At 40.3% G+C, this 10,365-nt stretch carries 11 protein-coding genes and 1 pseudogene; 2 read left to right on the top strand and 10 right to left on the bottom strand.

The annotated features are described in order from the left end of the window. Positions 1-171: pseudogene (locus Q0296_RS02550) on the top strand (menaquinone via futalosine step 1); the annotation flags it as partial. A gap of 285 nt (positions 172-456) precedes the next feature. Then, positions 457-2,292 (top strand): aryl-sulfate sulfotransferase, encoded by a 1,836-nt coding sequence (locus tag Q0296_RS02545; RefSeq protein ID WP_021087507.1) that lies wholly within the window; start codon positions 457-459, stop codon positions 2,290-2,292. 171 nt (positions 2,293-2,463) lie between these two features. Here Q0296_RS02545 and Q0296_RS02540 read toward each other — a convergent pair whose 3' ends face one another. The 10 genes from Q0296_RS02540 to gatC form a co-directional block, all read right to left on the bottom strand. Continuing rightward, the gene (locus Q0296_RS02540) at positions 2,464-2,718 is read right to left on the bottom strand and encodes a hypothetical protein (protein WP_298036155.1); all 255 of its coding nucleotides are present in this window, start codon (positions 2,716-2,718) and stop codon (positions 2,464-2,466) included. Positions 2,719-2,846: 128 nt separating this feature from the next. Beyond that, complete coding sequence (locus tag Q0296_RS02535; RefSeq protein ID WP_298036153.1) at positions 2,847-3,635, bottom strand: shikimate dehydrogenase; 789 nt, start codon at positions 3,633-3,635, stop codon at positions 2,847-2,849. After that, positions 3,632-4,480 carry a hypothetical protein gene (locus Q0296_RS02530; RefSeq protein WP_298036149.1) on the bottom strand — a complete coding sequence of 283 codons (849 nt, stop codon included), beginning with the start codon at positions 4,478-4,480 and terminating at the stop codon, positions 3,632-3,634. Before Q0296_RS02530 ends, Q0296_RS02535 begins: the two co-directional genes overlap by 4 nt. 9 nt (positions 4,481-4,489) lie before the next feature. Then, on the bottom strand, positions 4,490-5,032 hold the full coding sequence (locus tag Q0296_RS02525; RefSeq protein WP_298036146.1) for a DUF1882 domain-containing protein: 543 nt from the start codon (positions 5,030-5,032) through the stop codon (positions 4,490-4,492). Beyond that, positions 5,032-6,276 (bottom strand): serine hydroxymethyltransferase, encoded by a 1,245-nt coding sequence (locus Q0296_RS02520; protein WP_298036143.1) that lies wholly within the window; start codon positions 6,274-6,276, stop codon positions 5,032-5,034. Before Q0296_RS02520 ends, Q0296_RS02525 begins: the two co-directional genes overlap by 1 nt. Next, entirely contained in the window at positions 6,273-7,781 is a 1,509-nt protein-coding gene (gene lysS / locus Q0296_RS02515) for a lysine--tRNA ligase (protein ID WP_298036159.1), read from the bottom strand. The genes Q0296_RS02520 and lysS overlap by 4 nt, the downstream gene beginning before the upstream one ends. Before the next feature lie 4 nt (positions 7,782-7,785). Then, complete coding sequence (locus Q0296_RS02510) at positions 7,786-8,253, bottom strand: Fur family transcriptional regulator (protein ID WP_002941362.1); 468 nt, start codon at positions 8,251-8,253, stop codon at positions 7,786-7,788. 1 nt (position 8,254) lies between these two features. Further along, positions 8,255-8,869, bottom strand: coding sequence for a CvpA family protein (locus Q0296_RS02505; RefSeq protein ID WP_298036138.1), 615 nt, complete (start codon positions 8,867-8,869; stop codon positions 8,255-8,257). After that, entirely contained in the window at positions 8,866-9,999 is a 1,134-nt protein-coding gene (locus tag Q0296_RS02500) for a type IV pilus twitching motility protein PilT (protein ID WP_298036135.1), read from the bottom strand. Before Q0296_RS02500 ends, Q0296_RS02505 begins: the two co-directional genes overlap by 4 nt. Before the next feature lie 3 nt (positions 10,000-10,002). Next, on the bottom strand, positions 10,003-10,290 hold the full coding sequence (gene gatC, locus Q0296_RS02495; protein ID WP_298036132.1) for an Asp-tRNA(Asn)/Glu-tRNA(Gln) amidotransferase subunit GatC: 288 nt from the start codon (positions 10,288-10,290) through the stop codon (positions 10,003-10,005). Between the last annotated feature and the right edge of the window lie 75 nt (positions 10,291-10,365).

The raw sequence follows: 10,365 nt of genomic DNA, 5'->3' as shown, positions 1-10,365 counted from the left end.
AATGTAAAAATCCCAAACTATATCTTGGCTAGCTACGCCAAAAGTCGTGGCATAAGTGAGCAAGATATAAAGTGGTATTTGAAATTTATAAGCTACAAGATCGGTCCAAAAGAGCAAAAATCACTCCGTAAATTTTTTAAAGAACATAGGTTTTTAAGAGAGGCAAAGTAAGTTAAATTTACTAGCATTATTTCTTTGCTATATTTTACCTCATAAATGGCGAAGATAACGAGGTTGAATACGCTATTTAATAAATTTTAAATATATTTTTAAATTTTAAGCTAGTATTAACTTTAGCGTGAAATTTATGTTATAAAGATTTACTACAATTACACACAAAGCAAATCATTTTTGTTATTCCTTTTACTGATTTAAGCCTTGGTTTTTGCCAAGGCTTTTTCTAAATTTTATAAGCTTTATGAGTAGAGTTTATAAAATTTATCTAAAGGAGATGTTATGAAAAAGACTTTGAGTTGTGTTGCACTAGCCTCTGTGCTTTGCTCGAGCGCTTTTGCGATAGGCGGTCCAAGCGGGGCTAAACTTGACTACGCTATCACTGGGCAGATCGGCGAAGTAGTGGTAAATCCTTACGACACAGCGCCTCTTACAGCAGTCATCAAAAATGGCGGCTACACACTAAGCAACGCTAAGGTCACTATCGTGCCAAAACAAGGTGGTCAAACTATAAGCTACAAAGTGGCTGACAAGCATCTTCGCACACATGGCGGCATCCCAGTTTTTGGCATGTACCCTGACTATCAAAACACCGTCGAGGTCGAGTACGACAAGAGCTACAAGGGCAAGACTGAGCATATAAAAGAGAGCTATAAAATTTATGCCCCAGCTATCTACCTAGAGAGCGCTGGCACGCCAAATCAAAAGGGCGCGCTATTTGACAAGATCGAGGTTACTAAGCCAGCAAGTGCTAAATTTGCAAACCGCCTCTACTATGTAAATAACTTTGTAAATAAAACAGGCAAGGGCACAAAAGTCGTTTGGAACAACCCAGCTGGCGGTGCGATCGAGTGGAACTACAGCCCAAATAACTTCATCCTTGATACAAAAGGTGAGGTTAGATGGTATCTTGAGCCAAGTAAAATTTACGACCTAAAACAGCCATTTCACGCTGGTGTAATGATGGGCTTTAAGCAAAATGACGACGGCGCTATGACTTGGGGATATGGCCAAAGATACGCAAAATACGACATCATGGGTAGAGAAATTTTCAACCGCGAGCTACCAGCTAGCTACAACGACTTCTCTCACTCGATGGACGTAGCACAAAACGGACACTACTTCTTGCGCGTGGCAAATGCCGACTACAAAAGGGCTGATGGCAAAAACGTCAGAACAGTGCGCGACGTCATCGTTGAGCTTGACCGCGACGGCAACGTAGTTGATGACTTTAGACTATATGAAATCCTCGATCCTTACCGCGACATCGTGCTAAAAACGCTTGATCAAGGCGCAGTTTGCTTAAACATCGACGCTAAAAAAGCAGGACACACAGCAAGCTCTGATGAGCTTCAGTCTATGGATACACACGATAAATGGGGCGACATAGTTGGCGCTGGTCCTGGACGTAACTGGGCACACGTAAATAGTGTGGATTACGATCCAAGCGATGATAGTATCATCATTTCAAGCCGCCACCAAGACGCAGTTATAAAGATCGGCCGTGACAAACAAGTAAAATGGATCATGGGCGCTCACAAGGGCTGGAGCGATAAATTTAAAGATAAGCTGCTTCAGCCAGTCGATAGCAAAGGCAACAAGATCGTCTGCGAAGATGAGTACTCAAAATGCCCAGGATACGAGAGCGACAAAGGTGGCTTTGACTGGCAATGGACGCAACATACGGCATTTAGGATAGATAGCAAGTCTAAAAAAGGCGAAATTTATCTAAGTGTCTTTGACAACGGCGACACAAGGGGCATGGAGCAACCAGCCATCGCTGGTATGAAGTACTCTCGTGCGGTCGTTTATAAGATCGATGAGAACAAAAAGACCGTTGAGCAGATCTGGGAGTACGGCAAAGAGCGCGGTAAAGAGTGGTATAGCTCGGTTACAAGCCTTACGCAGTATCAAGATGACCTTGATAGCGTGATGGTATATTCAGCCGTTGCTGGCATGCAGTTTGACATCGCAAAAGGTCGCCCAGTAGGACTTCCTAGCCCGCACATCGATGAGTTTGAGTGGGGTGCAAAAGAGCCTAGCATCGAGATAAAGATGACAAATGCTATGGGCTATCAAGCGTTTCCATTTAGCTTGCAAAAAGCGTTTGAAAAGTAAATTTTTTCCTCCTTTGCTTCGGCAAGGGAGGGCTTTTAGTTTTGTTTGATTTTAAAATTTATTTGCTATTTTATAACAACCTTTGCATTTTTCTCTTTTTTACAAAACTCTAGAAAATTTAATCCATTTTTTGTATCGTCATTTAGTCCTATGCAGCCAAAACCTCTCTCATCATGCGGATACAGCTAAATTTAGGCTTGAAAAGATGAAAAAGCACCACTCATTTAAGGAGTATGTATAGAGCATGAGTAGCTTAGCTAGATCTTTGATCTCATCAAATTTTAAAGTATCTATCCTAAGGCAGATGGCAGGCAATAAAATTTCACTATTTAAACTAAGATCAAAGTGCTCATTTGGCTCTTGCAAGATGCCTAGCTTTTTAAATTTATCGTGCAAATGTTTTATTTCAAGCGTTTCATCGTTCAAGCTAGTATCATCGTAGTTTAAGGCGCTTTAGAATGGCTAAAGGAGTTAAATTTATATCGCTAAGCTTTAGAGCATTATTTATTAAGCTTTAGAGTTTTTACGCAATGAACGATCTGGTCTTGCAAGCCTTATAAACTCAAAGCCTCTCGCATAGAAATTTCTATCTTTTTCTCATCAAGGCTGCCATTATAAAATAAATTTAACGCTAAAACCGCTTGATACAAGAGCATATCAGCTCCGTCTTTGCATGCTAAATTTTGGTTTTTAGCCTCTTTTAAAAATAGCGTTTGCTTGCCGTAAATAACATCAAATGCAAATTTAGCGCTTTTTAAAATGCCATCTAAAATCTCTTTTGGTGCTGGCAAAAGATCATCTTTTAGCCCTGCTGAGGTCGAATTTACCACTAGATCAAATTTGTGTTCTTTATAGTCATCCCAGCTAAAGCACTCGTATTGATCTTTAAATTTATCAAGTCTTGCCTTGCTTCTATTTAGTATGCAAACATCTATGTTTTGCGATCTAAGTGCGTAGGCTAGGGCGTTTGCCGTGCCTCCAGCTCCAAGGATGATGGCGCTTTTTGCCTCTTTGAAATTTGATATCGCTTTTAAAAAACCAGGTGCGTCAGTATTGTAGGCATAAATTTTCTCATTTTTTAGCACCAAAGTGTTTGCAGAGCCTATTTTACGTGCTGCTTCTGAGGCGTCATCGGCTAAATTTAGAGCAAATTCTTTATGCGGGAGTGTGACATTTGCGCCGTTTAGTTTTAGGGATCTAAATTTATTGATTAGCTCATTGCCATCTTTTAACAAAACCCTAGTATATAGGGCATCAAGAGCTAGATCGGCAATGGCTTTGTTGTGTAGTCTTGGAGATACCGAGTGAGCTATCGGATCTCCAAAAACTGCGAAGGTTTTCATTTTGCTCTAAAGACAAAAGCATCTTTATTGACATCTTTTCTTATGTCATTTACAGCTTTTTGTAGCCCTTTTTCATCAAATGGACCAACTAAAATTTTAGTTAGCTCGCCAGCTTTTATAGTCTTATAGCTATATCCTTTGGCTACTATTTTTTTCATATAGTCGGCATTTGGGTTAAATTTGCTAGTTGCAAATACCTGTACATAAGAGCCTTTTGCGACACTCTCGGCTTTTGCTGGAGCTTCAACTTTTTTTTCTACCTTAGTTTCAGGTTTTTTCTCAGCTTTAGTTTCAGCTTTCTTCTCGGCTTTTGCCTCAGTTTTGGCTGGTTTTGCTTCAGTTTTTTTCTCTGCTTTAGCTTCGCTTTTTGTTTCAGCTTTTTTAGCTGGAGCTTCTACTTTTGTTTCAGCTTTTTTAGGTGTTTCAGCTGGATGCTCGACAGCTTTTACTACCTCTTTTGGCTCTTCAGTTTTAGGAGCTGATTTTGCACCTTCTTTATCTTTTAGCTTTTTGATCATATCTTCAAAATCATCTTGCTGCTTGCTTTCAGGCACGATAGGTACTTGCTCGAAAAGCTGTGTGTCGCCCTTTTTGATATCAGAATTTGCATCCATCGCTGGCTTTTCCACTGGCTGCTCTGCTGGTACTGGAGGCAAGACTAGCCTTGAGTCAGCTTCATTTTGAGCTTGTGTAGGATCGCTTGAGTTTATAAGTTTCATCGCTACGATGATGACTATAAAAAGTACAACTAATGCCGCAATAAACATTAAAAGTTTTTTTAATCTTATACCCTTTGAGTCGTCATCTTTTTCTAAAAGTATATCCTTTAGCTCTTCATTTTCCATTATTTCTCCTTACATATGTTTTGACCAGCTAGCCCCGCGCTCTTTTTGGTAGAGCTTATAAGGCAGCGTCAGGATGTTAAATTCTTTTGGCATGTCGATATTTGGGAACATTCTCCACTCTTTTGCTAGCTTTTGCGAGAGCTTTGTGCTAAGCATATTTGCAAGCGTGCAAGCTTCATTTAGCGTAGTGTGGCCTTTGTGCACGTAAAGGTGCAAGTGACCTGGTGTCTTGGTCTCGTAGGCTGTGAAATTTATAAAGCCTTCTTCTCTTAAAAGAAGCTGCGCTCTATGCCAAAACCTATCTGGAGTTCTGCCGTTGTAGTCAAAGACTATGTTTTCGACCTTGTCACTTGTATTGATTAGCGAGTGGGCGATTATAGCTTTGCCCTCTTCATGCTCTTTCATAACGCTATAAGTTAGTGGTTCGTTGATCTTTTCAAATTTATCAAAGAACATTTTGCCCTTATACTCTATCTTATTTACTATCGTATCACGCTTGATGTAGTAGTGTGTCGTGATAATTTTTATAAGAGACGTGTCGATACTTTGCATTAAAATGTCGCTTTATCGTAGATTATAAATTTATGAGCTAACTCTTTTAGCTCGCCCTTGATCTTCTCTTGTAAAGATGTGTTGTTGATATCGCTTAGCACGTCGGCTATCTTGTTTGCTATTAGCTCAAATTCAGCCTCTTTCATGCCGCGCGCTGTAAGAGCCGGGCTACCTACACGTATACCGCTTGTGATAAACGGACTTCTTGTCTCTCCTGGAACTGTGTTTTTATTTACTGTTATGCCAGCGTTGCCAAGTGCGATATCTGCGTCTTTTCCGCTAAATTCACGGTTTAAAAAGCTCATTAGGATTAGGTGGTTATCAGTACCGCCACTTACTAGATCAAAGCCTCGGCTTATTAGCACTTCGCCAAGCTTTTTAGCGTTTGCTTTTACTTGTTTGGCGTAAATTTTCCACTCAGGGCTAAGGTTGTGCTTAAAGCCAACTGCCTTTGCAGCGATGACATGAACTAGTGGGCCGCCCTGGATACCTGGGAAGATAGAAGAGTTTATCTTTTTAGCGTACTCCTCGTTGTTTGTCATGATGATACCGCCTCTTGGGCCTCTCAGAGTTTTATGCGTAGTTGAGCTTACGACGTCGCAGTGCGGGAAAGGATTTTGATGCTCGCCAGCTACGACTAGGCCAGCAATGTGAGCAACGTCTGCAAAGAGTATCGCGCCAACAGCGTCAGCTATCTCTCTAAATTTCTTAAATTCAATCTCTCTTGTGTATGCGCTTGCGCCACAAACGATCATTTTTGGTTTTACTATCTTTGCGATATCCATAACTCTATCGTAGTTTATGCGACCATCAAGTTCGACGCCATAAAAAAAGCTCTCATACATCTTGCCAGAGCTGCTTACCTTTGCGCCGTGAGTTAGGTGTCCGCCGTGACTTAGATCCATGCCTAAAATTTTATCGCCTGGATTAAGCAAAGCACCATAAACGCCTTGGTTTGCCTGAGAGCCTGAGTTTGGTTGAACGTTTGCAAATTCGCATCCAAAAAGCTCTTTGCATCTATCGATCGCGATTTGCTCGATCTCATCGACAAATTCACAGCCACCATAATACCTCTTACCAGGGTAGCCCTCAGCGTATTTGTTTGTTAGGATTGAGCCCATCACTTCCATGACTTCTGGATATGTGAAGTTTTCGCTAGCGATCATCTCAAGGTGATCACACTGGCGTTTTAACTCTAAATTTACTAGGTCGTAAATATCTTTATCGTAGCTTTGCAAACTCATTTTTCATTCTCCTTTGTCTCAGTTTTTAGTGGCCTCATCGCTGGGAAGAGGACAACGTCGCGGATTGATTTTTTATCTGTTAGAAGCATCACAAGTCTATCTATGCCTATGCCTTCTCCTGCAACTGGTGGCATGCCGTATCCTAGGGCTTTTACATAGTCTTCATCCATCTCGTGAGCCTCGTCATCGCCTGCGTTTTTAGCATCGATTTGCGCTTTAAAGCGGTTGTATTGATCTATTGGATCATTTAGCTCGTTAAAGCCATTTGCTAGCTCACGACCAGCGATAAATAGCTCAAATCTCTCTGCCACATCAGGATTTGTGTCGCTTCTTCTTGAAAGTGGGCTTATAGAGATCGGATAGTCGATGACAAAAGTTGGGTGTATTAGCTTGCTCTCCACGTAGTTATCAAAGAGTTCAGCCTGCAAGTGGCCAAGGTCAAGCTTTTCGTTTGCTTCAAAGCCATCAGCTTTTAGTTTTGCTAAAATTTTAGCCTTATCGCTTACGATATCTTCAGCAAGTCCGCCTATCTCAACTAAGGCTTTTTTATAGCTTATGCGTTTAAATGGCTTGCTAAAATCAATCTCCATACCATCAAAATTTATCACTTTCTCCATGCCAAGTTTTTCTAAAATGACATTAAATAGATCCTCTGTGATGCCCATTAGATCGTGGTAGTTATGGTATGCCCAGTAAAACTCAATACTTGTAAATTCAGGGTTGTGAGTTAGATCCATACCCTCGTTTCTAAAGTTTCTATTCATCTCATAAACAGCTTCAAAACCGCCAACTACAAGGCGTTTTAGATATAGCTCGGGAGCGATCCTTAGGTATCTCTCAACTCCAAGGGCGTTGTGAAATGTCACAAATGGCTTTGCATTTGCACCGCCAGCTATTGGGTGAAGCATCGGAGTTTCGACCTCTAAAAAGCCCTTTTCTTCAAAAAATCTTCTAATCGTGCTAATGATAACTGAGCGCTTTTTAAAATCAGCCCTAACTTCAGGGTTCATTATCATATCAAGGTATCTTTGGCGGTATCTTGTCTCAACATCAACTAGCCCGTGGTACTTCTCTGGAAGCGGACTTATTGATTTTGTAGCTAAGCTAAGCTCATTTACATGCATTGAAAATTCGCCAGTTTTTGTTATAAAAGCGTAGCCTCTAACATAGACGATATCGCCTATTTCTACATATTTCTTAACGATTTTAAACCACTCTGGATCAAGCGTCTTGTTGCTAAAGTAAATTTGTAAATTTCCATTTTCGTCTTCGATGTTTGCAAAGACCGCTTTACCAGCGTCACGGATCAGCTTTATCCTTCCAGCAAGGCCTACTAGCTGCCCCTCTGCTTTTTTCTCTTCTGTATCTTTTATATAGTTAAATTTAAGTCTAAATTTAGAGATATTCATATCTCTTCTAAGAAAATGTGGATATGGATTTATGCCTAAATTTCTAAGCTCATCTATGCTTTCTAATCTTTGAATTTCATGTTGATTGTCAAATATCACCTTACTTTCCCTTTATATTATTTTTTGAACATTTTTCGCAAATTCCATAAAGCTGCATCATGTGACCAGTTAGTTTAAAGCCATGCTCTTTTGCAATGCTTATTTGCCTTTTTTCTATCATAGGATCTTCAAATTCTATGATAAGACCGCACTTTCTGCATATCATGTGGTCATGGTGTGGCTTTGTGGCAAGCTCAAATTTCTTGCCTTGCGAACCAAAGCTGATAGATGTTACCATCTCTGATTCTTCAAGTAAATTTAGCGTTCTATAAACAGTTGCGATGCCGATATTTAGCTCAGGATAGGTCTCTTTTATAAAAAGATATAGTCGCTCTGGCGTAAAGTGCTCGTCGTTGTTATAAAGCGTTTTTAGCAAAATTTCACGCTGTTTTGTATATTTTAAACCATTGTCGCGAAGAACTCTTTTAAATTTCTCAAGTAACGCATCGTATTCTAAATTTTCTATCATCTCACTCCCCTTTGGTGACGTTTGTGTCGGTGTTTGTACTCGCATTTGCATCCATTGATATAAACGCGTCAGTTTTGTTTGTATCCTTTGGTCTTGCTACCATTTCGTCTATTTCGTTTTTGATATTTTTCATATCGACGTTTGTTATCCATCTGCCAGTCTCAAGTAAAAGCGGATAGACTTTGCTGTTTGTGAAATATGGCTCGATCATTTTGTTTAGCGAAGTGCCTGACATCACGGCAACGACTGCTGAAAATGTGAGGAAAATTTTGCCACTTCCCATGACAAATCCACCAAGCCTATCTAAAAAGCCAAGCCCGCTTACTGAAACTATCTTTGATAAAAATTTACCAACCAGCAGACAAACCAGCCAAAAAACTAGCCAAAGTCCGATAAATGCGACAAATTGTAGCAACGAAGCATTTTCAAATTTATATATATTTTTACTTATAAAACCCTCAGCCACATCTGAAAACCTGCTAGCAACAACTAAACCGCCGATAAGTCCGATGAGCCCAAAAGTCTCTTTTATGAGGCCATTTATTATGCCCTTTACGCCCAGCATCAGGACAAGGACGATAATGATAATGTCAAACCAAGTTACTAAATCCATCATACAGTTCCTATTAAATTTTGAAGTTCTTGCTGGCTAGTTGAGTATGCTAGCGCGTTTTCTTTTGTAATCATGCCCTCTTTTAGCGCTTTCATCAGGGCTTGAGTCTGCGTGCTCATGCCAGTTTGTTGCTGATTTAGCTGCATTTGAGAGTAAATTTGATGCACTTTGTTTTCGCGTATCAAGTTTGATATCGCCATGTTATTTATCAAAATTTCATGTACAGCGCATCTTCCACCGCCTATTTTTGGGATCAGACTTTGTGAGATGACGGCAGTTAGCGAAACGCTAAGCATATTTCTTACTTGAAGCTGCTCACTTCCATCGAAGCTATCAACGATCCTATTTATAGTTTGTATGGCTGAGTTTGTGTGAAGCGTGCCAAAGACTAGGTGTCCGGTCTCAGCCGCTGTAATAGCCGTAGAGATCGTCTCTCTATCCCTCATCTCGCCCACAAGTATGATATCTGGGTCTTCACGAAGTGCAAATTTTAGCGCTTTTGAGTAAGAGTGTGTGTCAGTGCCTATGTTTCTATGTGAAAATAGCGCTTTTTTGTTGTTATGCACAAACTCAACTGGGTCCTCAACGGTGATGATGTGTTTTCTATAGTTTAAATTTATCTCATTAAGCATCGCTGCAAGCGTAGTTGATTTACCGCTGCCCGTTGGTCCAGTAACTAGGATAAGGCCCTTTTCGCGTTTGATGATATATTTAAAAATTTGTGGTGCATTTAGCTCATCAAGCGAAGGTATATCGATAGGTATGATACGAAAAGCCGCGGCTAGATCGCCATTCATAGTGTAGTAGTAGTTGCCACGAAAGCGGCCGATATTTGGAAGCTCTATGGCAAAGTCTAGCTCTTTATTGTTCTCAAGCTCGCTTTTTTGGGCGTCTGTGATAAGTGCGTAGCATAAATTTTCTATATCTTTGCCGCTTAGCACGCCAAATTCAAGTGGCCTTAAAGTACCATCTATCCTTATTTGAGGCTCAGACCTTGAGACTAGGTGGAGGTCACTAGCTTTATTGAAAACAACGGTTTTTAGAAGCGTTTGGATGTCACCAGAGAGGTTGCTCTCTGATGCTTTGGCTTGAGCGTCCGAGCTTTGCGCTCTTAGTTGTTCGATTAGATCCATATTTTACTCTATGATCTTTGGCACGGCAAAAAAGTGTCCTTCACGTGAAGGGGCGTGCTTTAAAATTTCATCGACAACGTCACTTAAATGTGGCTCATCTTCTCTTAGTGGAGTGCCACCTTTTATAGAGCTAACTACGGCCTCATCGCTGCTTAGATCAAGCTCGTTTAAAACATCGACAAAAGATACGATTTCACTTAATTGCTTCTTGATCTCATCTCTTTTTTCATCGTTTATTTGTAGTGCAGAGAGTTTTTCTAATTTATTTAAAAGAGTGTCGTCTATTTGCATTATCAAGCAACCTTTTAATTGATTTTGAGGCATTATATCACATTCAAGCTTTAATTTTGGGCTACTTTTAATTTA

The sequence above is a fragment of the uncultured Campylobacter sp. genome (assembly GCF_937890585.1).
Lineage (GTDB): Bacteria > Campylobacterota > Campylobacteria > Campylobacterales > Campylobacteraceae > Campylobacter_A.
Note: the sequence above shows the minus strand (reverse complement) of the source record. Positions and strands in the feature narration are given on the sequence as shown.

What these genes read in the sequence shown, in the direction of transcription:
- Q0296_RS02545 (WP_021087507.1), top strand. Translation starts at nt 457, where the DNA reads ATGAAAAAGACTTTGAGTTGTGTTGCACTAGCCTCTGTGCTTTGCTCG.
- Q0296_RS02535 (WP_298036153.1), bottom strand. Translation starts at nt 3,635, where the DNA reads ATGAAAACCTTCGCAGTTTTTGGAGATCCGATAGCTCACTCGGTATCT.
- Q0296_RS02525 (WP_298036146.1), bottom strand. Translation starts at nt 5,032, where the DNA reads ATGCAAAGTATCGACACGTCTCTTATAAAAATTATCACGACACACTAC.
- gatC (WP_298036132.1), bottom strand. Translation starts at nt 10,290, where the DNA reads ATGCAAATAGACGACACTCTTTTAAATAAATTAGAAAAACTCTCTGCA.
- Q0296_RS02505 (WP_298036138.1), bottom strand. Translation starts at nt 8,869, where the DNA reads ATGATGGATTTAGTAACTTGGTTTGACATTATCATTATCGTCCTTGTC.
- Q0296_RS02520 (WP_298036143.1), bottom strand. Translation starts at nt 6,276, where the DNA reads ATGAGTTTGCAAAGCTACGATAAAGATATTTACGACCTAGTAAATTTA.
- Q0296_RS02500 (WP_298036135.1), bottom strand. Translation starts at nt 9,999, where the DNA reads ATGGATCTAATCGAACAACTAAGAGCGCAAAGCTCGGACGCTCAAGCC.
- Q0296_RS02510 (WP_002941362.1), bottom strand. Translation starts at nt 8,253, where the DNA reads ATGATAGAAAATTTAGAATACGATGCGTTACTTGAGAAATTTAAAAGA.
- Q0296_RS02530 (WP_298036149.1), bottom strand. Translation starts at nt 4,480, where the DNA reads ATGGAAAATGAAGAGCTAAAGGATATACTTTTAGAAAAAGATGACGAC.